Raw genomic sequence first — 22,978 nt, 5'->3', positions numbered from 1 at the left:
TAATCAACCAAGACGCAAACAGGTCAAATACCACCCCAGTCAAAACGCGCATACGCGGCCCCTTTCCCGTCTTTGGCACAAGACGAAAACTGTTAGGGAATTCTGATTTTCAAGGGAGAAACGGGACGATCCGACCATAAGTCACAGATCGGTTAATCAGTTGAAAAACCGGGACTTGGCAGCCTTGCGACCATCTGGAAATGCATTGGGAAGAAAACGGGAATTGCGCCCGGCACAGGGGCATTCACGCCACTTGTCATCACAAGGGACCGCTTATTGTGCGACGGCGCGATATTTTGCCGGAGTCAGGCCAGTAAAACTGGCGAAACGTGTGGTCAGGTGGGCCTGGCTTGAAAAGCCGGTTGCAACGGCAATTTCGGCCACCGATGACCGGTCATCGCGCAGCATTTCCATTGCACGTTCAATACGGCGACGCAGAACGAATTTATGCGGGGCCTCGCCCAGTGTTTTGCGGAACATGCGCGCAAAGTGATAGGCAGACAGATCGGCCACAGCAGCCAGTTCTTCGATTGTCAGGGGCTGATCAAGATGGGCATCAACGAAATCAATCACCCGGCGCTTTACAACCGGTGACAAGCCACCACGAATCTTGAAACCAAGATCGCGACGGGTCGAATAGCTGCGCAGCATATGGCCCATCAGTAGCTGCCCGGCATTAGACATTGCCATCCGGTCAGCGGGGATATTCCAGTCCAGCGGCAACATGGCATGACGCACTGTATGTTCGATCAGGGGATCAAGGAAAAAGGTCTTTTCCGGCACCTCGACCGCGTCGGGTTCGATATCAAATGCCTCGACCACGGCGCGTTCCCATGCGGCATGGGGAATGTAAAGATGGAACAACTCCACCTCGCCCTGAACAAGCCAGTCGGATGTCATGAATGCCGGCATCAGGCAACAACGCCCCGGTCCGCCCCCGGTCAAGGGATCGGCACCAAGCTGGCGTTGAATGCCGGTACCACCATTTACATAAAGACTGATGGTGTGATGATCGGGATCGGTATAACGCGTCATGACATCGGCTTTGCGGCGCCAATGCGCCACCGAGATGCTGTCGCCAAAATCACCCGCGCGCAACAGATTGGCGTCCCCGATCAATTGATTGAAGACTTCAAACTTCTGATAGCGCCCGTTCGGCTGAAAACCGGACCGGGAAAAGTCGGCGACATGCGGTTCTGACATCAAGGTTTCCTGATACTTCTGACCATCATATTCGCACCGGTCCCGAAACTTGCAAAGCCCGATGAACGCATCCCTGCCCTGTTTTGCGCAAGAATGTGTAAAACACCGCAAGAACGTGAAAGAACCCTGCCCCCGAATATGTCTTAATCGTGCCTGACGGATATGCCCCACATGTCTGTTGCACAACCAAGCCCCTCTTGCGCCACCCGATCGGGCCATCGCCCGCGTGCCTTTGATGAAAGCCCCGCAATGACCGCCTTTTTGTTTGCTATTGTTACGATCTGCTGGGGATTTACCTGGTATGCGATCAAACTTCAGATCGGGCCGATCCCGGTTGAAATTTCGATCTTTTACCGTTTTGCCCTTGCCGCTGCCGTGCTGTGCGGTTTTCTGCTGATTGCCCGCAAATGGCGGCCTGTTCCGCTACGTGCCCATCCATGGATTGTCCTGTTGGGTTGCGGGCTTTTTGGCATCAACTTTATCCTGATGTATTCGGCCACCGCCTATATCGCGTCGGGCATTGTTGCGGTGATTTTCACCACCTCGACCATCTTCAATGCGCTGGGCAACTGGGCCTTTTATGGCAACCGTCCGGGCATCCGTTTTGTGTTTGGCGCGGCATTCGGCCTTGGCGGGATTGCCTGCCTGTTTGCCAACCAGATTTATGCGCTGTCCCATAATCCCCATGCGATAACCGGCATGTTGCTGGCCCTTGGTGGCACGGCCGTTTTCAGTTGCGGCAATATGGTTTCGGTTAAATTGCACAGCATGGGTATTCCCAACCGTGATGCGGTTGCACGCGGGATGATTTATGGCACGGTACTGCTGTTTGTCTTTGCCACCTTGCGCGGCCAGACGCCGGTGATGCCGACCGACCCGGTCTATATCGGCGGGTTGCTGTATCTTGCTATTCCGGGTTCGGTGGTTGCCTTTATTGCCTATCTCGCACTGGTCAACCGGGTTGGTGCCGGGCGTGCGGCCTATGTCACCGTTCTGTTCCCGGTGGTGGCACTGACCGTTTCGACCTTCCTTGAAGGCTATGTCTGGACACCGATTGGCGCAACCGGCCTTGCCATGGTGTTGCTTGGCAATATCACGATCTTTGCCAAGCTTCCGAAATTCATCAAGATGCATGGCCGCACCGAACCGGCCAAGTAACCGCACCAAACCAACCAAACATTGATGTCCGAATGTGGCGAGCAGCGAAAATGTTGCTCGCCTAATCTTTGTCCGCCACCCAAGGACAAAGGAACGGACATATCATGTTACCAACCGAAATCACCCCACCGCGCTTTGCGCTTGATGAAAACGGGCATTCGCGCAAACCTGTTTCCCCGACACGCCACCAAACCCGATTGAACGCCGCCACTTACCCCAATGCCGTTTGCGAAACAGCACACCCAAAGGATACCGGCCCCATGTCCACGGAATCCAAAGCCCCCATAACACCAGCCCCGTCACAGTCCGCAATGACGCCCGACCTTAAAATGGACGGAACAAGCTGGTTGATGTTGCTGGTCCTGTCGGTTCTTTGGGGTGGCTCGTTTTTCTTTACCAAGATCGCGCTTGTTGATTTGCCGCCCTTTACCCTTGTGCTGGCACGGGTCACCATTGCGTCGCTGATCCTGTGGTGGGTGGTATTGCTGCGTCATATTCCGATCCCGCGTGATCCGAAATTCTGGGGCGCGATTGTCATTATGGGGGCGTTTAACAATCTTGTGCCTTTTTCACTGATTGTCTGGGGTCAGACCCATATCGCAAGTGGTCTTGCCGCAATCCTGAACGCGACGACACCGCTTTTCACCATCGTCATCGCCCATATCGCCACCGATAATGAAAAGCTTAATCTGCGCAAGGCACTGGGGGTTCTGATCGGCTTTGCCGGGGTGGTGGTGATTATCGGCCTGCCCGGTGTCGAAAACCTTGCACCGGGCGATCAAAGCCCGCTTAAACCAACCTCGACTTTGGCCCCGCTTGCGCCCTTTGCGATCCTGCTTGCGACATTTTGCTATGGCTGCACCGGAGTGTTTGGCAAACGGTTTGGTGGCATGAACCCGATCCTGACCGCGGCCGGAATGACCAGCGCATCGAGCATCATGCTGATCCCGCTTGCCGCCATTATCGATCACCCCTGGACCCTTCCGGTTCCGTCATCGGAAACCATCCTTGCCGTTTTCGGGATTGCCGCCCTTTCAACGTCGCTTGCCTATATCCTTTATTTCGCGATCCTGAAACGCGCTGGCGCATCGAACCTTCTGCTGGTCACCTTCCTGATCCCGGTCAGTGCGATCCTGCTTGGCGTTGGGTTCCTTGGCGAAACGCTTCTGATGCAACACATCATCGGAATGGGTGTTATCGGGGTCGGGCTGGCGGTGATTGACGGGCGCCTGACGGGGCAGAGGATATAATAAAACAAGCCCTGCACCATTCGTCGCAGGGCTTGTTTCCAGTCAGACGGATGAATGTTCAGCAACTAGCTTTGTGTTGCCCTGATATCACGGACGGATCGCCCCGATATGCCCCAGTCATCGAGTGACACCTCGTCAATCACCACAAAGGTTGTTGCGGGTGATTTATTCAGGACATCCTGAAGCAGGTCGGTAACACCCTTGATCAGGCGGGCTTTTTCTTCTGATGTCGGGCCGGTGCCATCCGGTCCGCCTTCGCGGGTCACCTTGATATTGACGTAAGGCATGGCTTACCCTTTTTCCTGATAGGCGAAAACCTTCGTTATCACTTTCCAGCCGTCATCGGTGTGGATCAATGTCAACAGGTCCTGATAATCCCGACCCATCATGGTCATGCGGGCCTCGACCAAGCCCATCTGGCGACCAGTTAACGTGACGCGATCAACGCTTTCGTTGCGTTTCTCGCCACGAACTGCCGGAGGTTCACGGTTATCGATCCGCGTCATATAGGCATCAATATCCATGAATTCATGATTGCCAGCGGTCGCATTGACATAGGCAAGCGCGGGATGAAAGACCGTTCGCAAAACGGTACTATCGGAATGATAGAGACCGTCAAAATACCGATCCATCAATTCATCGACTGCCAATTCATCGGCGGATTTCATCACACAAGCCCCTCGGCCTTCATCGCGGCCTGTGTCGCCGGGCGCGCCAAAATACGGTCAACGAACCTTGCAAGGTTCGGCCAGTTTGAAAGGTTGATTTTCTTGAAGTTCGCCCAGTTCACCAGAACGAACATATAGGCATCGGCCACCGAAAACCGGTTTTCGACAAGACAATCACGCCCGTCTGAAAGCACGCTTTCGAGATGATCGAACTTTGTTGCGATCTTGGTCTTTGCTGCTTCCTGCTCTGCCGCGCTTGCGCCATCGGCAAAAAGCGGGCCCCAGGATTTGTGCAGTTCTGCTGCTGCAAAGTTCAAATACTGCTGCAAACGTGCGCGGGCGACCGAACCCGGCTTTGGCGAAAATGCACGGTCGGGGTGGGTGTCGGCGATATGTTGGAGAACCGCGACCCCCTCGGTCAAATGCTCGCCCGTTTCAATCTCAAGCGCCGGGACATAGCCATTCGGGCTGATCTCGCGGTATGCACGGCCGCTTTCGGTACGGCCTTCCTTGGTGTTGACGCTTTCGATGTCAAACTGCGCACCAACTTCGTGCAACATGATATGGCTGGCAAGCGAACAGGCGCCGGGAAGATAATAAAGCTTCATTGGGTGCTCCTTGGGTTTGGTGTATGCCCCTTTTTTGCCAAACCGGACGAGCAATTGATAATATCGAGTTTTCATGATAACGATCTATAATATAGATCATCTTGAGGCCCCGATGAACCTGGAACAACTCATTGCGGTTGACGCAGTTGTCAGTACCGGCACCTTTCGCGGTGCGGCCGAGCGCCTCAATAAGGCGCAATCAGCCATCAGCCACCAAATCCGCAAGCTTGAGGATGAGCTGGGCTTTGCCATTTTCTCGCGCGAGGATTACCGCCCCCGCCTGTCATCAGAAGGCGAAGTTTTCCTGCGCGAAGCGACCCGTGTACTTGATCAGTTCCACCAGCTTCAGGCCACCGCCAAAGAACTGCGCAGCACACAGGAACCTTTGGTTCGGATTGCGCTGACTGCGACCATGTCGCTTGAACCAATCCTGAAAGTACTTGGCGAAATCGGCGACAAATTCCCCAACACCCATATCGCGGTTGCAACCGAGATGATGGGTGGCCCGCTGGCCCGTCTGATGAAGGGGAATGCCGATCTTATTATCGCGGGGCTGGAAGGTGTCGATATCGATCATGTCGAAACCACGCCTGTTGGTTCTGTCGTGATCCGCCCGGTCGCCCATAAAAACTTTGCCATCGCGGGGCGCAGCGGCATGCGATCACGCATGGAAATGCAAAGCTATGTCCAGGTGATTGTTTCGGGCACCGGCGGCCCGGATTTTGATCAGACGCGCGATGTGCTTGCAGGTGGTCGACGCTGGACCGTATCGGATTTCGCGACCAAAAAATCGGTGATCATGAATGGGCACGGCTGGGGCGGTCTTCCGGAACATATGATCTCGGACGAACTTAACAGCGGTGAACTGGTGGCACTTAATGTCGAAGGCTTCCGACCCCGACACACCGAAATATTTGCCATTCGACGGCGTGATCAAACCATGGGCCGGGTCATGGGTGAAATCTGGCGAGCCCTTCAGGCCTAGGATACAACCGGGTATCTCGCGAGCCGCTTGGCAGTGATTGACGGCCCCTTGATTGCTGCGAACGCCAGTCCAAACAGCAAATAAAACTTAGCCATTGATCTAACTATTAAATGCACATATAGTTAGCCGCATGGATAAGTATGAAGCATCACTCGACACTCTCTTTCACGCTCTCGCAGATCCAACCCGCAGGGCCGTGGTCCAGCGTCTGGTCAAAGGACCAGCGCCGGTGAAGGAATTGGCAACCCCCTATGACATGGCCCTGCCCTCCTTCATGAAACATCTTAACGTTCTGGAACAAGCCGGACTGATTGCCTCAGAGAAGCAGGGTCGCGTGCGGACCTGCAGCTTTAACCCTGACAAACTCGAAACAGCAGAAAAGTGGTTCGATGAACAACGCGCCCTTTGGGCAAGCCGCTTTGACAATCTTGATAATTTGCTGACATCCCTTCAGGGAGGAAATGATGAAACCTGATTTGCGCTTCAACTTTATCGCCGACATGCAAAAAGGCACTTTGACCGTCCGCCGCGAATTTGCCGCCACGCGCCAGCTGGTCTGGGATTGCTACACCAAAAGCGAATTGCTTGATCAGTGGTACGCACCCAAGCCGCTGACAACAAAAACCCAGTCGTTTGATTTCCGCGAAGGCGGTCACTGGCACTTTGCCATGATCGACCCGAATGGCACCCATTACTGGAGCCGCACGGATTACGACACAATCAACCCGATTGACGGCTATACCGGCTATGACAGCTTTACCGATGAAACGGGCGTCGCAAACCCAGATTTGCCGCGCTCCCACCTCGCCATGACCTTCACCGATCAGGGCGACCATACGCTTACCGAAACAGTAGTAAGCTATAACTCGGCAGAAGACTTGCAAACCGTCATTGATATGGGCATGGAAGCAGGCCTGACCTCAACACTCGAACGACTGGATGAGTTGTTGTTGAAATTTAGTCGATAGATGCTGGCAAACAGGCGTCAGACTTATTTGATCCGCAGAAAATCAAAGCACTCCGCGGGTAAAACAAGCCAGAGGGAATTGTAAAAACCAGCCTTTGGGCTGGTTTTTATCCTTGGGCTTTGCCCTGCGGACCATCGCCCGGTGGGCGATGTCTCTCGAAAGCTGCGTGCCTCGCTTTCTCGCGAACCCACGAGGGCAAACCCGATCCAAGGCTACCAACAAGGCAGTCACCCACGCATTCTCATTTGCATCCCTTGTTAATAAATGACTTAGCAGATCCATCCACACAAACATCTATTGAACCCGCTACCAAGACGGCACTCAAACCATCAAAATCGCAGGGACACGCCACCAAGCAAGGTCATCGCCTACTGAGTGAAGAGTAAAATTTTCGGCTACCACTTCCAGCAGGATCTTCGTATTTGAAGCAATCTGCGAACGCATCAATAGCACGCATAACGCCCAATAACGAATGCGCAGTAAATGCTTGCCCCTGCCCTGTTCCCCAATGACTTACAAAGTTACCGACAATCGTAGCAAGGGCTGTATCCAAGCCGTTAACTTGGCTATTCTCAAGGACCAACCGGTTTGCTGCTTGATGAATGTCCACCGCATTTTTAATAGCAGTGATGAGATTTTGGGCCATCTTTTTGTCGTCACTAAACACGATATCATACGGAACCGGGATATTTACCTTATGTATGACGTGTTGGAGCTTAAACTCAAGATATTGCCGCACCCGAGGCGCTCCATCAAAAGTGTTTCCTGAATTAAGGAAATCGATGGTTGCATCCCTTAACTTGTCAACTGACGACGATTGAGGAAGAACTGAAGTTCTAGCTGTACCTTGAATTACTTGATGATACCAACCAGCCTCACCGTTATAGGTATTAAACAGCTTCTCAAGAGCTGTGTCGTGACTGAGTAATATCACTTGAGGTCCATCGGGCACAGCTGGTCGCGCGAACAATCGTTTAATTACGTTCATCAAGTGGAGTTGATGTCCTGAGTCAAAACTCGATGTCACATCGTCAAGAACAACAAACTTTGCGTCACCGCCATAAAGGGACGCAGCGGCTAAGTATACACTGATTGCAAATGCATTCCGGTAACTCTCTGACAGCAGAGCTCGCGCAGATACATTTGGAAGATTCCAAAATTGTTCTAGAGAGATATTGATGTCCTCTGCACGCCCACTACGCTGCAACGCAGGAACCACCTCACTGTGCATCACCTCGCCAAAGAACTCACGCATTTTGGGTTCAATCGCATTTAATCGTCGAGTAGCTGCTGCGCCCTCCGCGCCAGCAAACATATCCCTAGCTCCATCCAAGAACTGTTTTACCCGCTGAATTCGATTTAACTCTGCTTCAAGCTTTGCAGCGTTCTGGATAGCATCACGTAGCGCAGACATACTCTCTTGCAGTTGTTTTGCTGCCTGAATCTTCTGCATTACATCTGTCAGTTTTGGCGGCAACCCCTTTTCCAGAACGTCTTTTTCTTCTTCCTGTTCTTTGAGTTTTCCGGCCGCACGACTCTTTACTTCATCGGCATATTCGGCGAAGGCCTTAGCTTGCACTTCATTGATAGTCCCTGCCGATATCCACTCCCTATAATTTGTAGACCAAGAGCCATTTTCCTCGACTGACTCTGCCGTCAACTTTTCCAGATCACTTATCTGAGAAAAACCACTCTCAGCACCCAGCTTCATGACCTGACCTGACAGCTCTACCACTTTGCTATAAGAAGCAATTTTCTCCGAAACATGATCGAGAACGGACTCTGAACCAGTTCTTTCACAGGTCGGGCAAGTAGTTTTATCTTTCCAACTTTCATCAGTCAGAATTTTTTGGCTACTGAGATAAAGCTCTCTAAAAACCTCGCCCTGTGTGTCCGATAGCGCTGCATCTCTTTGTATAGCCAACTCAACTAAACTGGTGAGGCTCCCCGAAGAAGGAACTTTTTTAATTGCCTCCGTTAACGCAGCACAAGACCTGAGCAATGCTTCGTAACGCGTTCGCTCTTCTCCACCTTCAGCCGCTTTAGTGAGCTCGAAGCAAGTCTCGGTACTGACTTCTTCAAACCCTTTCCCTTCACAAGCAGGCTTCAAGAGCTCTATACCATTTAGAGCTGAATATGCCTTCTCAACATGCACCTTTTCATCAAGTGCCGGATCAAAGTCCTCTCCCACTAACTCTCGATAAGCTCTTGCCCTGCCCGATGATGCATCCCTAGCGCTAGTTTGATATTGAGAAAACTTCGCAGTTTTCACTCGCAGATCAAAGTGGTTCCCGAAAGAAACGGTGTTGCTGAACTTTGTCAGGGCCTGCCGAATCAAAGAGTATTTTCTTAGACCGAGTAAGCTAGCAAAAGACCGCCCTCGCTCCTTCGGCTGCGCATTAATGAATTCCCTAAATGTTTCGCCATCCAGCAGAACAAACTCGCGGTCAACTTCCTTGAGCACTGCATCACCGTCTACTCCATTCTGAGCAGTAACAGTTCTCTGTCCATTCGACGCACGCTCTACTTTAATCTCAGCACGATTGCCATTAAGCACGGAGCACAACGAAAGCTCAATAGTACCGGTATTTCCACTATGAAACTTATTGAGGTAGTAACCCTGCCCCTGCTCGTTTGCTGGCAATAAGTCTAGCTTGGGGATTTTACCGGTTATCGCGTATAGCAGTGCATCATATATGGAGCTCTTTCCAACGCCATTCGGCGCAAAAATCGAATTTACAGCATCCGATTTGAACTTGAGAACGAGAGGGGCACCTTCGTTGTTCACCCCGCGGAAACCCTCAATTGAGATTTTCTCTAAGTACCACCCTGACATCATGCCCCCTCGTGCTCGCTATTAACCTTCGATACCGGTAGCTTTGTACAAGCTATTGAGGATAGTCGCTTGCTCGACCTCCTCTCCATTACCAAGACCAATGAGAACTAAAGCCAATGTCTCCGCGAGAGGAGCGTCCAACTCTTTGATTACCTCTACGAAGGCTGCGATATTCTCATCGAATGTGGCGGAGTCATCGAACTCGAAACTTGGGTGTTCTTCGGGCATCTGGGGCTCCGCTGAATAAGCAAACTAACGCAGTACGCTAGCCTAAGGATTTATACCTTCGACGATACCATCTTTAGTTGCAAACCCCCTAATACAATTCCAGAATGAAAATGCACTTAACTGAAAATCAGAGAAAATCTTTTTACTACAATGCCTTGTGGGGAAAGGACTACCTCTCTGGCAGCGGATTTTTTTTTAATTCGATGATAGCCGAAGAGGGAATTGTAAAAACCAGCCTTTGGGCTGGTTTTTATCCTTGGCGATGTCTCTCGAAAGCTGCGTGCCTCGCTTTCTCGCGAACCCACGGGGGCAAGCCCGATCCAAGGCTACCAATTAAATAAGCCCCGCATCGAGTGATGCAGGGCTTATTTAATTGGTAGCCGAGGAGGGACTTGAACCCCCGACACGCGGATTATGATTCCGCTGCTCTAACCAGCTGAGCTACTCGGCCACAGTATATTCTGCGGTGTTCCGCAATGTTCGGAACGAGGCGGTTTTTAAGTCAGGGAGGCGTCCCCGTCAAGCGCCTTTTTGACGTTTTTATCAAAAAAGATTGCGATAAAACCGTAAAGCGAAAGCCGTGCGGTACAAGCTTGCCACACGATAGCAGTTCATCGGGCAAGGCCCCCTGCCCAACATATATTCACAATTGCCGTTCCGGCCGGATTTTCGTGCCTTTGGGAAATGCACCCTAGCTATCGGGTGCGCCATAGCCCTGAAAATAATGTTCTTTCCGGCGTGCCGCATCATAGGTCAGATAGATGCCAAGGGTGATGATATAAATTGCCAGGATCATCTGGAAAAACAGCGGAAAGGCATGGGCAAGCCAGGCCGCATCGGGCGGAAATGAAATCCCCGGGATCATCTGTGCCAGAATGACAACAAGATAGCCCCACCCTGCGATCTGGCACAGTCGGCGTTTCCAGCTGCGCGGGGTGATGTGATGGGCGCCTGCCCGCCAGGTCGTCACCAGCATGAAGATCAGGATCAGAACCTGTATCGCCAGCAGATAGGAATAGCCCAGATCGCCGGAATACCACATCCCGGCAGGCGGCAGCCACGATTGCGGCCATTCACGCTGCACATACTGACCCGCGATGCGAAAGCCATAAAGCCCGCACAGCAAGGTCATAAAGGAGATGTAGTACCATCTGATCATGAGGACTCCCGATCAGAGATGCCAGACGGAGAAACGCAAAGACGTGCGAATCAGGCGCGGATGGAGGATTTCATTTCTTTTATGTGTGATCGCAGCAAGCTGACTGCAAACCCCGATGGCCCTGATTGATAAGTATAAGGGCCGCGAACACGCCAAAGTGATGCGCCCCTAACAGCATTTCCCGAGGGAGCAATGCCATAACAGCGCCGCCAATCAGGCCGGTGAAATCCCCAGCGTCTCGAAATAGCGCTGCTTGCGACGTTTGGCCTCGTTTGACAGGTTATAACCAAGTGCCAGAACAAATAGCGGCACGGCAAATGGCACAACATCAAACAGAATAATTTCACCCAACGGGCCCAAGGAACCAGCAACGACGTCAAGCCCGACCCGCACCAGAACAACAATCAGTAGAGCCCAGCCAAACAGTTGATACAGGCGGCGCTTCCATCTATGCGGCGTAATTTGCCGACGGGCCGCCCGATAGGTCGAAATCAGCATAAAAATAAATACAGCGACCTTCAGAAGCAGCAAGTTGGGCACATTTGACAATGGCCAGGCCGTTGAAGGCGGCAACCAGTCGACAGCAGCAGTTTGTTGCAGAAAATAGGCAGCAAGTGCCACCCCATAGATACCGCACAGCAATGCCGCGAGTCTGATGTGACTATCGCGTGTCATTATTCCCCCAAGTACGTCGAAACATGGTGCGCGGTTTATCCGTCTCTACCATGCGTTAAGTTAACCAATCCTAATTAAGGGAAATTTGTACCACATTGAGGCGCACAAAAACAACCATTACGAGCATATGGAAGTAACAAAAAAAAACCGGCCAATTTAACATTGCCCGGTTTTCGTTTCATCTCAACAACTTAAGATTGCGTAACGGCAATGTCGTTCATCATGCTGCATTCGGTGTACTGGTAGAAATCAGTTCTTCGCGGGTGATCCAGCCGCCACCAAGGACGCGTTCGCCCTGATAGAACACACCCGCCTGCCCCGGTGCGACACCGAACTGGGCGTCGTGAAGTTCAATCCGGGCCTCGCCGCGGGCTTCGGGGAAGACGGTTGCTGTGGTCGGCTGCATGGCCGAACGCAGTTTGACTTCGACCTCGACCCCGTTTTCATTGATCTGATCGCCATCAAGCCAGTTCAGGTCTTTGACATAGACCATTTTCTTGGCAAGGGCGGCCTTGGGGCCGACCACGACCTGACGTTTTTCCGGGACCAGTTTGACGACATAAAGCGGCTCTGCCGTGCCACCGATATTCAGACCACGGCGCTGGCCGACCGTGTAATGGATCAGGCCACGGTGATCGCCCATGACATTGCCGTCGATATCAACGATCTGGCCCGGCTCGCCCGCCTCGGGACGGAGGCGTTCGACCAGACGGGCATATTTGCCATCCGGGACAAAGCAGATGTCCTGGCTGTCGGGCTTGTCTGCAACTTCAAGACCAAACTTGGCAGCAAGGGCACGGGTTTCGGCCTTGCTCATCAAATGGCCAAGCGGGAAGCGCAGGAAATCAAGCTGTTCCTGGGTGGTGGTAAACAGGAAATAGCTTTGATCGCGGTTCGGATCGGCCGCACGATGCAATTCGGCCCGACCGTTTGCGCCCAGCTTACGCTGCACATAATGGCCCGTCGCCATGCAGTCCGCACCAAGATCATGCGATGTTTCAAGCAGATCACGGAATTTGACGGTCTGATTGCATTTCACGCACGGGATCGGCGTTTCGCCACGCATATAGCTGTCGGCAAAATCATCAATCACCTCTTCGCGGAAGCGTGATTCGTAATCCAGTACGTAATAGGGAATGTCGATATCCTCGGCCACTTTGCGCGCATCATAAATATCGCGCCCGGCACAACAGGATTTCGCACGGGTCGGTGCATTTGCACCCATATCATAAAGCTGAAGCGTGATGCCCACCACGTCATAGCCTTCTGATTTCAGAAGGGCCGCAACCGCGGAGCTGTCAACACCACCCGACATGGCAACAACCACACGGGTATCTTCGGGGGCCTTATCAAAGCCAAGAGAGTTCATTTTTCCCACCCATCTGCGGGTCAAGGCCGCAGCGACAAGAATTTATCGAAAGATCGATCTCAAATATGTAACGGGCGGCGCGTAGGCCACCCGTGACGGTTTATTCGGGCTTATATAGGCGATGTTTGCCTATTTTGCCAGATCAAGTCCCATCTGCCAGAAATCGGCTTCAAGGCGGCTTGCCATGGCAAAGGTATCCACCAGACCATCAATGCGATCATGACCACCGCGTTTGGCGACGGTATGTTCCAGCAAATCGATTTCGGCCTTGGCCACGTCCTGGAATTCGGCGGACGCATACATTTCAATCCATGCCCGGTACGGATTACCGTCCAGCTTTGTATCAGAACTTGCCATCAGGCGGTTTGCGATTTCGGCATAGCCAACCATACAGGGCATCAGGGCAACCTGAAGATCAACCACATCGCCCTGCACGCCCCGATCCAGAACATAGCGGGTATAGGTCACGCACGCACGTGCCTCCGGCTCGGCGATGATATCGGCCTCGGACAGGCCCCAGCCTTTGCAGAAATCAAGATGAAGGCTCATTTCCATATCAAGGATCGCATGAACGGTGCCCGAAAATTGGCGCATGGTTGTCAGGTCTTCGGCCTTGTAGACTGCAAGCGCATAGGCACGCGCAAACTGGATCAGAAACAGGTAATCCTGGATCAGGTAATGCTTGAAGGCGGCTTCCGGCAGGGTTCCGTTGCCAAGCTGTTTTACGAAATCATGGCAGACATAGCTTTCCCACGCTCCCCTTGCACGCGCGCGCAATTTGCCAAACAGGCTGTCGGCCGGAATGATGTCGGTAAAGGTGGCGGTCTGGCTCATGGATGTTTCGTCCCGTATGCTGGTTTTGATTTATTGTGGCTTAAACAAAAACGGACCAGCCCGCAGATGCAGGCTGGTCCGGTCTTTTTGTGGTCAGGGTGCAGGCCGCAAGGCGCACGTCACAACCCTTCAAAAAATCAGTCGTCGCGTTCGTCGATCCAGGCCATCTGGATGGCTTCGAGAATCTTTTCGTTTGATTTCTCGGGATCGTCTTCGAAACCTTCAAGCGCACAAACCCACTTATGCAGGTCGGTAAAGCGAAGGTTGAGGTTATCCTTGTCAGGATGGGCTTCCTCAAGCTCGATCGCGATGTCCTGAATATCTGTCCAACGCATATCCGTCTCCTTTGGTGCCGGGCACCAGGGCCGCGGTCAAAAGAAGGTCAAACTTACTTGTCGACCATCATGTTGCGGGTCGCAGCCGGCAGCATAACGCGCAGGCCGTCAAGCTCGTCACTCATGATGATCTGGCAGCCAAGGCGCGACGTTTCGGTCAGGCCGAAAGCAAGATCAAGCATGTCTTCTTCGTCTTCCGACGGTTCGTCAAGTTTGTCGAACCATTCTTCGTCGAGAACAACGTGGCAGGTCGAGCAGGCCAGCGAACCTTCGCATGCGCCTTCAAGGTCAACACCGTTCTTATGGGCAGCTTCCAGAACGGACAGGCCGTCGGCAACTTCGAATTCCTTTTCGGTGCCATCGGTCTCAACAAAAACGATCTTAGGCATCTGTGCCTTTCTCCTCGGTAATACTTTTCGTTCGATCTCTGTTTGCTGCGCTGCTTGAAACAGCGCAATTGTCCGGCCCTGACCTTGGCGGTTGTTCGGGACAATCGCCGCAGAAGACCGGTTTGTCAATTCCACCGGTGTCGATTAATTCACTTCATCAACATTTTGGCCGGCAAGTGCCTGCCGGATCCGGCTATCCATTCGGGTTTCGGCAAAGGGTCGCGATGCATTTTCAAGGGCCTCGGCGGCCTCGTTGATCACATCACGGTCATCGCCCGCCATTGCTGCTTCAAGGGCGGCAATTGCGTTTTTGATGGTCTCCTCGTCATTGGACGTCAGTAACGCCCGATCCGCTTCCATTGCGGCCTGTACGGCAAGTATGTTCCGTCGCGCCTCGACGCGCGCCTCGGTCAGGACACGCAACTGCATGTCTTCGCGGGCATGAACCATACTTTCACGCAGCATGTTGGCCATATCGATTTCATTGATGCCATAGGTCGGCTTGACCGCGACTTCCTGTTCGGTGCCCGTGGTTTCCTCGCGGGCCGAAACGGTCAGAAGGCCATCGGCATCAACATTGAACTGGACCCGGATGCGTGCCGCCCCTGCGGCCATCGACGGGATACCTGTCAAAACAAAACGGGCCAGCGAACGGCACTGATCGACCATTTCGCGTTCGCCCTGCACCACATGGATCATCATGGCCGACTGGCCATCCTGATAGGTGGTGAATTCCTGCGCCTTGGCAACCGGGATCGGAGTATTGCGATCAATAACCTTTTCGACAATCCCGCCCATGGTTTCAAGACCAAGCGACAGCGGGGTAACATCGAGAAGCAGGTTATCAGAACCACCGGTCAATGCTTCGGCCTGAAGGGCCGCGCCAAGGGCCACGACCTCGTCCGGGTCGATATCCGAAAGCGGTTCCTGTTCAAACAGGTCCGCCACCGCCTTGCGCACGGCCGGTACACGGGTTGATCCGCCAACCAGCACCACGCCCTTTACGTCTTCGGGCAGGATATCGGCATCATCAAGAACCTGTTCGGTAATGACAGTCGTGCGCGCCACCAGCTTGGCAATCATTGCCTCGAACGCAGCACGGGTAACCGTGTGACTGGTTTCCGAACCATTCAGGTTCACGGAAACATCCACCGCATCCTGATCGGTCAGGCCTTCCTTGACCTTGCGTGCGGTTTTCAGCAGACGTTTGGCATCCGACGCATCAAGGGTATCGGCCGCACCGCCATCCTTGCGTTCGGCCAAAAGATGTTCGGCAATCGCGTGATCAAAATCATCGCCACCAAGCGCGGCATCACCGCCGGTTGCCTTGACCTGGAACACGCCCTTTTGCATTTTCAAAAGCGAGATATCAAAGGTCCCGCCGCCAAGATCGTAAACCGCATAAAGCCCCTCTGCCCCGTTATCAAGGCCATAGGCAAGAGCAGCAGCAGTCGGTTCATTGACCAGACGCAGAACTTCGATACCGGCAAGTTTGGCGGCATCCTTGGTCGCCGTACGCGCGGCATCGTCGAAATAGGCCGGAACCGTGATGACCGCCTTTTCGACCGGCTTATCAAGGCCTTCTTCGGCCCGGGCGCGCAAGGCGCGCAGGATATCAGCTGATACTTCAACCGGGGTCAGAACGCGGTTTCCGACATTAAGGCGCACCATCATCGGTTCGCCAGCCGTATCAGAAGACCCTTCGGGGATTTCGACGTCATAGGGCAGCGTGCCCGCGACGGATTTGACATCCTCAAGCCCACGGCCCATCAGACGCTTGACCGACGATACAACACGGTTGGCGTCGGTATTGATATGTTCGCGGGCTTCTTCGCCGACCACCGGTGCATCATCGCCATAATAGACAACAGACGGCACAATCGCGTTGCCGCCGGATTTATCGCGCAGCACTTCGGGTTTTTCGGCGCGTGAAATCGCAACGACCGAGTTGGTGGTACCCAGATCGATACCAACGGCAATTTGACGCTCGTCCTCGTGGGGGAGCGGCGTTTCGCCCGGTTCGTGGATTTTAAGCAGAGCCATGAATTCTATCCGTATCGGTTATTTGCAATGATCAGGCAGCGGCAAGGCGCGATTTCTTCGCGCGCGCTTCCTCGGTCATTTTCATCAGGTATCTAAGACGGGTGGTCAGCTTTTTGGCTGCATCAAAGGCATTGCCGTCAATCGCATCGCCAAGGTCCTTTTCACAGGCACGGGCCTGCTTGCGGGTATCCTTGATCATCGCATCAATGGTGCCCTTGTCTTCGGCATCATGAAGCGCTTCGCGCATTTCCATCGCTTCCATCAGAAGTTCAGGATCATTGACGGTGTGGCCTTCGCCACCTTCGGGTTCGATCCCGGCAAGACGCAGCATGTAATGCGCACGTGCCACCGGATTTTTAAGGGTCTCGAATGCTTCGTTCAGGCTGGCCGCCTGTTGCGATGAAAGGGCCTGTTCCCGGCCGGATTTCGATGCAAAACGGTCGGGATGCAGCAACTGTTGCTGTTTAAGGTAGGTTGCCTCCATCGCATCAATATCGACGACAAAGGACTGCGCCAGACCAAAACGCTTGAAATGGTCAAGCTGACCCGGGGCCTGAATGGCGTTGCAGGTATCACAAAACAGTGCGCTGACTTCAACCGGCCCCTTGCAGGACCAGCAAGCTTTGTGTGCCGGATGTTCTGTATTGCTCACGCGATGCACTTCCGAGGATTAAAACAATAACAAATCAGTCAAAGGACGGTCGGGACTATGGATCAGACCACCCTTTTCAGTCGATGGCCCCGGCGATGAAACCGGGGCCATGACCAATCAGAAAGCAGGGAAAGCCCGGCCGATCAGACGTGGAAGGATTCCCCGCAACCACAACGACCTTTTTCGTTGGGGTTCCGGAAGACGAAACCTTCTTCCATCTTGTTGACCTCGTAATCCATCTCCGTGCCCAGCACGAACATGATGGCTTTCGGGTCGATCAGGATTTTCACGCCGTCTTCCAGCTCGACAACTTCTTCGAAGCCGCTGGCATCGTCAGCATATTCAAGCGTGTAAGACAGGCCCGAACACCCTTTGCTGCGCACACCAAGCCGAATGCCGTGCGACGGTTTGCCGCGGCTATCAAGCAATGCCTTGATGTGATCAAGGGCAACTGGCGTGACAGAAATCGGTGACGGTAAAGCCATGGTATTCTCCCAAATTCCGGCAAACGTTGCGGAAGGGACGCTGCTTATTCAGCAGCGTCAGCCGCACTGTTTTTGGATTTGTAGTCGCTGATGGCTGCTTTGATCGCATCTTCAGCGAGGATCGAGCAGTGAACCTTGACCGGCGGAAGAGCCAGTTCTTCGGCAATCTGCGAGTTTTTGATCGCGCCAGCTTCATCAAGCGACTTGCCCTTGACCCATTCGGTGATCAGCGAGCTCGACGCAATCGCCGAACCGCAACCAAAGGTCTTGAACTTTGCGTCCTCGATGATGCCTTCCGGGGTGACCTTGATCTGCAGCTTCATAACGTCGCCGCAAGCCGGTGCACCAACAAGGCCGGTACCAACGGACAGTTCGTTTTTGTCCATGGAACCAACGTTGCGCGGGTTTTCGTAATGGTCGATCAGCTTTTCACTATAAGCCATGATTTCTCTCCAATATTCTTTGTGGTCTCTCGCGAGACAATGACGTTAATTCAGGCGCTTCTTAGTGCTCAGCCCATTCGATCGACTTGAGGTCGATACCTTCCTGGGCCATTTCCCAAAGCGGGCTCATCTCGCGGAGACGCTCGACTGCGGTGCAGATTGCATCAACAGCGGTGTCGAGTTCTTCCTTGGTGGTGTAACGGCCAATGCCGATACGAAGCGAGGTGTGTGCAAGTTCTTCGTCCACACCAAGCGCACGCAGAACGTAGGACGGCTCAAGCGATGCCGACGTACATGCCGAACCGGAAGAAACCGCAATGTTCTTGATGTCCATCAGAAGGCTTTCGCCTTCGACATAGGCAAAGGAAACATTGAGGTTGCCGCAAACGCGTTCTTTTTCATCACCATTGAGGTAGATGTCAGCAAGACGGTCACGGAAACGTGCCAGGGTATAGTCACGCAGTTCGGTCAGACGTGCGTTTTCTTCTGCCATTTCGTTCGACAGAATGTCACATGCCTTGCCAAGACCCACGATCAGCGGGGTCGGAAGCGTACCCGAACGCATGCCGCGTTCCTGACCGCCACCGGTGATCTGCGCGATAACGCGAACACGCGGACGACGGCGTACGAACAGCGCACCAACGCCTTTCGGGCCATAGATTTTGTGGCCGGAAATCGACATCAGATCGATATTCATGTCTTCGACATCAAGATCGATCTTGCCAACAGCCTGTGCGCAATCGGTGTGGAAGAACACTTTGCGTTCACGGCAGATTGCACCGATTTCCTTAAGCGGCTGGATCACACCGATTTCGTTGTTTACTGCCATGACAGAAACAAGTGCGGTTTCATCGGTGATTGCGGCCTTGAGTTCTTCAAGGTCGATCAGGCCGTTTTCCTTTACGCCAAGATAGGTCACTTTGTAACCTTCCTGCTCAAGGTGGCGGGCACTGTCGAGCACGCATTTATGCTCGGTCACGACGGTGATCAGATGCGGCTTTTTCTTGCCATAGAACTTCATCACACCTTTAAGTGCGAGGTTGTTCGACTCAGTCGCACCCGACGTGAAAATGATTTCCTTGGCAGACGCGCCAATGATCTTGGCAACCTGTGCACGCGCTACTTCAACGGCGTCTTCTGCTTCCCAGCCAAAGCTGTGGTTACGGGAATGCGGGTTACCGAACTTCTCGGTGAAATACGGCAGCATCGCTTCGACGACACGCGGGTCAGTCGGCGTCGTAGCCTGGTAATCCAGATAGATCGGCTTTGCTTTAAGCTCGTTCATATTAAAGGCTTCCTCACTCACTCTCTTGTCAGGCAGCGTGACGCGCTTTCTTGCGCGCTGCATTACCCCTCATCCGGCTCCAAACACGGATAAATGTATCAACATCTTCGTCGGTGGTTTCCAGTCCCAGACTGACCCTGATGGCCGATCCGGCATCCGAAACCCCCATTTCCTTAAGCACGTGGCTTTCACGTACCTTGCCTGACGAGCAGGCTGATCCCGAACTGATGGCAACACCTGCCAGATCCAGCGCCATAACCTGGGTTTCCCCCGGCATTCCCGGCAAGATCAGGCAACTTGTATTCACCAGTCGCTCCGTTCCCTTACCAGCGATCAGAAGCTCGGGTGCTTCTGATGCCAATTCCGTTTCAAGGCGGTCGCGCAAAGCAGCAACATTCGCCATGTTCGCCATCTGGGCACCGGCCCGTTCGGCTGCGGCCCCAAAGCCTGCAATGCCCAGAACGTTTTCGGTACCGCCACGACGGTATTTTTCCTGTCCGCCTCCGCGGATTTGCGGCACCAGCATCACACCGGGCGCAATAGCCAAAGCGCCAATTCCCTTGGGTCCGCCGATCTTATGGGCCGAAATCGACACCATATCAACCAGCAAGCGCCCCATATCAACCGGCATCCGGCCCAATGCCTGAATGGCATCACAATGGACCTTTGCCCCGTATTCACGTGCCAGCAGGGCCACCTTTGCCACCGGCTGGATCACGCCGGTTTCATTGTTGGCCAGCATGACCGAAACCAGAACTTTCTGCCCTGCCGCCGATGCGTCTTTGAGCATCGCTTCAAGCGCATCAAGATCAACCACACCATTGCCATCGACCGGGATGCGTTTTGCATCAACGCGTCCTTCGATTACCGAAGGATGTTCGACAGCACTGGTAAAAACAGTGACGTCTTCAAGACCGTTCAGCGCAAGGTTGTTGGCCTCTGTACCGCCACTGGTGAAAATGATCCGTTCAGAATCACCACCAACCAGTTCGGCAATCGTCCGCCGGGCATGATCGACAATCTTGCGCGCAGCACGCCCGCTGGCATGAACCGATGACGGGTTACCTGCAACATCCATCGCAGCAATCATGGCCTGCCGTGCTTCTGTGCACAGCGGCGCGCTTGCGTTGTAGTCGAGATAAACCTGTTCGGCCATCAGTTTGTAATCATCCTTATTCGCAATAGACCCTCGATATAGAGGAGCATTTACTGTGCCGCAACCTGTGACGGCTCTTCTATTTGTGTTGTCTTGCCCGGGAAAACCCGAAGTGATCCGGTAACGTTACGGCCCACCACATCTGCAAGACTGACCGACGCCAGATACAGATAAATCTGGTTGCCCAGTTCTTCCCACAATTCATGGGTCTGACAACGGCCTTTGTTTGCCTTGCAGCCTTTGGGTGATCCTGATTTGCAACGGGTTGCACGGATCGGCTCATCAACAGCCAGAATAACATCGGCCACACGGGTTTCGTCGGCAGACCGCGCCAACAGATAACCACCACCCGGGCCACGCACGGAACGGACAAGCCCGCCCTTACGCAATTTGCCAAACAACTGTTCCAGATAGGACAGCGAAATTTCCTGACGGTCCGCAATATCGGCAAGCGCGACCGGTCGGTCCTTGCTGCTTTCAGCGAGATCGACCATCGCCATAACGGCATAGCGGCCTTTGGTACTCAGCTTCACGGTGCGTCCTCCTGCCTTGCTGTTTCGGTTTTGGGTCTTTTCAAACCTGACAGCGGGCTGTTCATTTCAGTTGCGCGATACGCGCCTTCATTCCGACGATGCAACAATACGCGGTTTTTCCGGCGTCACATCGCCACCCGACGTTCCAGTGCCGCTTGCCTTTTCGGCCTCAAGCGCACTTACCTGACCACGCAGGGCCTGCACTTCGCGACCAAGTTCTTCGAGTGCGCGGGCAACCGGATCGGGCAGATCGCCAAGCGGCGTACCATAGGCACAGAACCGGTCATCGGTTTCGCGACGGACGATCTTGGCCGGAATACCAACCACGGTTGCACCTTCCGGCACTTCGGAAAGAACCACAGCATTGCCGCCCACACGGGCATTCTTGCGCACGGTAAACGGACCAAGAATCTGCGCACCGGAACCGACAATCACACCGTCTTCAAGACTGGGGTGACGTTTCAGGCCGCGCTGACCTTCACTGTTCACACTGGGCGACGTCCCGCCAAGGGTAACCCCCTGATACAGGGTGACGTCATCGCCGATCTCGGCGGTTTCACCAATCACGACACCCATGCCATGATCGATAAAGAAACGTTTGCCGATCTTGGCACCGGGGTGGATTTCAATCCCGGTCAACCAGCGCAGAATCTGTGAAAAGAAGCGTGCAGTGACACGGAAACCGCGCTGCCAAAGCCAGTGGGTGCCACGATATCCCATGATTGCATGAAACGCCGGATAACAAAGCGCGATCTCCAAGCGGGAGCGTGCCGCAGGGTCGCGGGCAATCATCGCGTCAATTTCCTGACGAATTAGCTTGAACATGGGGCGGTCCACTGTGTAATTAGTAGCTTCGATTCCCGGCAGCCACGCCCACGCCCGGCCTCGCATTATCTGCAAGATCGGGTTTCAACGGCACCATCGGGTTAGCCGGAATATAGGATAACCGAGTAACTTGGTCAAGTATTTGCCCAAAGCAATTTATGCGCAAGCACGAAAAAACTTACAAAAAGACTCGGATATTTTTGTTGCACACATCTTTCCATTCGTGGACAGGAGCAGACTGATCCATGCCTGAGGTCATTTTTAACGGCCCCGAAGGTCGCCTTGAAGGTCGCTACCACCATAACGGCGCTGACGATTCGCCCATCGCGCTGATCCTCCATCCGAATCCGCAACAGGGTGGCACAATGAACAACAAATTGTGCTTCAACATGTTCAACATGTTCAAGGATCGTGGCTATTCTGTCATGCGGTTCAACTTCCGTGGCGTTGGTCGCTCGCAGGGCGTTTACGATCAGGGAATCGGTGAACTTTCGGATGCAGCATCGGCGCTTGACTGGATGCAGACCTATAATGCCAATGCCCGCGCAACCTGGGTTGCGGGCTATTCATTCGGATCCTGGATCGGCATGCAGCTTTTGATGCGCCGTCCGGAAATCGACGGCTTTATTTCGGTTGCAGCCCCGGCAAGTGAATATGACTTCACCTTCCTGGCCCCCTGCCCGTCATCAGGCATTCTGATCCACGGCGCCCAGGACAGCAACATTCCGGTTTCTTCGGTCAACAAGCTTGCCGACAAGCTGAATGCCCAGAAAGGCATTGAAGTTGACATGTGCACGATTGACGGTGCCGATCACTATTTTGCCAAACAGCAAGATGACGTGATCAAGCATTCGGCAGCCTATCTGGACAAGCGCGGCGCATAAGCCCCGC

Annotated in this window: 26 protein-coding genes and 1 tRNA gene; 6 read left to right on the top strand and 21 right to left on the bottom strand. The window is 53.6% G+C overall.

The window, feature by feature from the left end:
- Positions 1-273 precede the first annotated feature (273 nt).
- A complete protein-coding gene (locus TH19_RS20050) occupies positions 274-1,203 on the bottom strand; it encodes an AraC family transcriptional regulator (protein WP_114104139.1) in 930 nt (309 codons plus the stop codon).
- A 171-nt stretch (positions 1,204-1,374) separates the two neighbouring features.
- Between TH19_RS20050 and TH19_RS20045 the strand changes: the two genes are divergently transcribed.
- Both TH19_RS20045 and TH19_RS20040 read left to right on the top strand, forming a co-directional pair.
- Positions 1,375-2,361, top strand: coding sequence for a DMT family transporter (locus TH19_RS20045; RefSeq protein WP_258548053.1), 987 nt, complete (start codon positions 1,375-1,377; stop codon positions 2,359-2,361).
- A 260-nt stretch (positions 2,362-2,621) separates the two neighbouring features.
- The gene (locus TH19_RS20040; RefSeq protein ID WP_258548052.1) at positions 2,622-3,611 is read left to right on the top strand and encodes a DMT family transporter; all 990 of its coding nucleotides are present in this window, start codon (positions 2,622-2,624) and stop codon (positions 3,609-3,611) included.
- A gap of 65 nt (positions 3,612-3,676) precedes the next feature.
- Here the strand turns inward: TH19_RS20040 and TH19_RS20035 are convergent, their stop codons facing one another.
- From TH19_RS20035 to gstA, 3 genes are read right to left on the bottom strand one after another with little or no spacing between them, the layout of a single operon-like run.
- A complete protein-coding gene (locus TH19_RS20035) occupies positions 3,677-3,898 on the bottom strand; it encodes a tautomerase family protein (protein ID WP_114104138.1) in 222 nt (73 codons plus the stop codon).
- Positions 3,899-3,901: 3 nt separating this feature from the next.
- Entirely contained in the window at positions 3,902-4,279 is a 378-nt protein-coding gene (locus tag TH19_RS20030; protein WP_114104137.1) for a nuclear transport factor 2 family protein, read from the bottom strand.
- The gene (gene gstA, locus TH19_RS20025; protein WP_114104172.1) at positions 4,279-4,887 is read right to left on the bottom strand and encodes a glutathione transferase GstA; all 609 of its coding nucleotides are present in this window, start codon (positions 4,885-4,887) and stop codon (positions 4,279-4,281) included. Before gstA ends, TH19_RS20030 begins: the two co-directional genes overlap by 1 nt.
- A 112-nt stretch (positions 4,888-4,999) precedes the next feature.
- Here gstA and TH19_RS20020 point away from each other — a divergent pair, with 112 nt between their 5' ends.
- The 3 genes from TH19_RS20020 to TH19_RS20010 all read left to right on the top strand — a co-directional run bounded on the left by TH19_RS20020 (position 5,000) and on the right by TH19_RS20010 (position 6,840).
- Positions 5,000-5,872, top strand: a complete 873-nt coding sequence (locus TH19_RS20020; RefSeq protein ID WP_114104171.1) for a LysR family transcriptional regulator — start codon at positions 5,000-5,002, stop codon at positions 5,870-5,872.
- Positions 5,873-6,002: 130 nt separating this feature from the next.
- The gene (locus tag TH19_RS20015) at positions 6,003-6,347 is read left to right on the top strand and encodes an ArsR/SmtB family transcription factor (RefSeq protein WP_114104136.1); all 345 of its coding nucleotides are present in this window, start codon (positions 6,003-6,005) and stop codon (positions 6,345-6,347) included.
- Positions 6,337-6,840 (top strand): SRPBCC family protein, encoded by a 504-nt coding sequence (locus TH19_RS20010; protein ID WP_114104135.1) that lies wholly within the window; start codon positions 6,337-6,339, stop codon positions 6,838-6,840. The genes TH19_RS20015 and TH19_RS20010 overlap by 11 nt, the downstream gene beginning before the upstream one ends.
- A gap of 361 nt (positions 6,841-7,201) precedes the next feature.
- Here the strand turns inward: TH19_RS20010 and TH19_RS20000 are convergent, their stop codons facing one another.
- The 17 genes from TH19_RS20000 to cysE all read right to left on the bottom strand — a co-directional run bounded on the left by TH19_RS20000 (position 7,202) and on the right by cysE (position 22,087).
- Entirely contained in the window at positions 7,202-9,679 is a 2,478-nt protein-coding gene (locus TH19_RS20000) for an AAA family ATPase (RefSeq protein WP_114104133.1), read from the bottom strand.
- Between the two features lie 18 nt (positions 9,680-9,697).
- The gene (locus TH19_RS19995) at positions 9,698-9,904 is read right to left on the bottom strand and encodes a hypothetical protein (RefSeq protein WP_114104132.1); all 207 of its coding nucleotides are present in this window, start codon (positions 9,902-9,904) and stop codon (positions 9,698-9,700) included.
- A gap of 374 nt (positions 9,905-10,278) precedes the next feature.
- Positions 10,279-10,355 (bottom strand) — tRNA-Met (locus TH19_RS19990).
- Positions 10,356-10,595: 240 nt separating this feature from the next.
- The gene (locus TH19_RS19985; RefSeq protein WP_147250801.1) at positions 10,596-11,063 is read right to left on the bottom strand and encodes a hypothetical protein; all 468 of its coding nucleotides are present in this window, start codon (positions 11,061-11,063) and stop codon (positions 10,596-10,598) included.
- Between the two features lie 213 nt (positions 11,064-11,276).
- Positions 11,277-11,738: a hypothetical protein gene (locus TH19_RS19980; protein WP_114104130.1), complete on the bottom strand. Its 462-nt coding sequence runs from the start codon at positions 11,736-11,738 to the stop codon at positions 11,277-11,279.
- Positions 11,739-11,958: 220 nt separating this feature from the next.
- The gene (mnmA, locus tag TH19_RS19975) at positions 11,959-13,107 is read right to left on the bottom strand and encodes a tRNA 2-thiouridine(34) synthase MnmA (RefSeq protein WP_114104129.1); all 1,149 of its coding nucleotides are present in this window, start codon (positions 13,105-13,107) and stop codon (positions 11,959-11,961) included.
- 129 nt (positions 13,108-13,236) lie between these two features.
- A complete protein-coding gene (gene tenA / locus TH19_RS19970; protein ID WP_114104128.1) occupies positions 13,237-13,941 on the bottom strand; it encodes a thiaminase II in 705 nt (234 codons plus the stop codon).
- A gap of 137 nt (positions 13,942-14,078) precedes the next feature.
- On the bottom strand, positions 14,079-14,276 hold the full coding sequence (gene iscX, locus TH19_RS19965) for a Fe-S cluster assembly protein IscX (RefSeq protein WP_114104127.1): 198 nt from the start codon (positions 14,274-14,276) through the stop codon (positions 14,079-14,081).
- Between the two features lie 53 nt (positions 14,277-14,329).
- On the bottom strand, positions 14,330-14,665 hold the full coding sequence (locus TH19_RS19960) for a ferredoxin family 2Fe-2S iron-sulfur cluster binding protein (protein WP_114104126.1): 336 nt from the start codon (positions 14,663-14,665) through the stop codon (positions 14,330-14,332).
- Positions 14,666-14,809: 144 nt separating this feature from the next.
- The gene (gene hscA / locus TH19_RS19955) at positions 14,810-16,708 is read right to left on the bottom strand and encodes a Fe-S protein assembly chaperone HscA (protein ID WP_114104125.1); all 1,899 of its coding nucleotides are present in this window, start codon (positions 16,706-16,708) and stop codon (positions 14,810-14,812) included.
- 31 nt (positions 16,709-16,739) lie between these two features.
- Positions 16,740-17,360, bottom strand: a complete 621-nt coding sequence (gene hscB, locus TH19_RS19950; RefSeq protein WP_114104124.1) for a Fe-S protein assembly co-chaperone HscB — start codon at positions 17,358-17,360, stop codon at positions 16,740-16,742.
- A gap of 143 nt (positions 17,361-17,503) precedes the next feature.
- Positions 17,504-17,845 (bottom strand): HesB/IscA family protein, encoded by a 342-nt coding sequence (locus TH19_RS19945; protein WP_068518526.1) that lies wholly within the window; start codon positions 17,843-17,845, stop codon positions 17,504-17,506.
- A gap of 44 nt (positions 17,846-17,889) precedes the next feature.
- On the bottom strand, positions 17,890-18,288 hold the full coding sequence (gene iscU, locus TH19_RS19940; protein WP_114104123.1) for a Fe-S cluster assembly scaffold IscU: 399 nt from the start codon (positions 18,286-18,288) through the stop codon (positions 17,890-17,892).
- Positions 18,289-18,349: 61 nt separating this feature from the next.
- On the bottom strand, positions 18,350-19,573 hold the full coding sequence (locus TH19_RS19935) for an IscS subfamily cysteine desulfurase (RefSeq protein ID WP_114104122.1): 1,224 nt from the start codon (positions 19,571-19,573) through the stop codon (positions 18,350-18,352).
- A 28-nt stretch (positions 19,574-19,601) separates the two neighbouring features.
- Positions 19,602-20,729, bottom strand: a complete 1,128-nt coding sequence (locus TH19_RS19930) for a cysteine desulfurase family protein (RefSeq protein WP_114104121.1) — start codon at positions 20,727-20,729, stop codon at positions 19,602-19,604.
- Positions 20,730-20,779: 50 nt separating this feature from the next.
- On the bottom strand, positions 20,780-21,262 hold the full coding sequence (locus TH19_RS19925; RefSeq protein WP_114104120.1) for an Rrf2 family transcriptional regulator: 483 nt from the start codon (positions 21,260-21,262) through the stop codon (positions 20,780-20,782).
- Between the two features lie 87 nt (positions 21,263-21,349).
- Positions 21,350-22,087: a serine O-acetyltransferase gene (gene cysE, locus TH19_RS19920; RefSeq protein ID WP_114104119.1), complete on the bottom strand. Its 738-nt coding sequence runs from the start codon at positions 22,085-22,087 to the stop codon at positions 21,350-21,352.
- Between the two features lie 245 nt (positions 22,088-22,332).
- On the opposite strand from cysE, the gene TH19_RS19915 reads away from it, so the two are divergent.
- Positions 22,333-22,971 carry an alpha/beta hydrolase gene (locus TH19_RS19915; protein ID WP_114104118.1) on the top strand — a complete coding sequence of 213 codons (639 nt, stop codon included), beginning with the start codon at positions 22,333-22,335 and terminating at the stop codon, positions 22,969-22,971.
- Positions 22,972-22,978 lie beyond the last annotated feature (7 nt).

The sequence above is a fragment of the Thalassospira profundimaris genome, from assembly GCF_003326675.1.
Taxonomy (GTDB): domain Bacteria; phylum Pseudomonadota; class Alphaproteobacteria; order Rhodospirillales; family Thalassospiraceae; genus Thalassospira; species Thalassospira aquimaris.
This window is presented reverse-complemented; position numbering and strand designations above follow the sequence as displayed.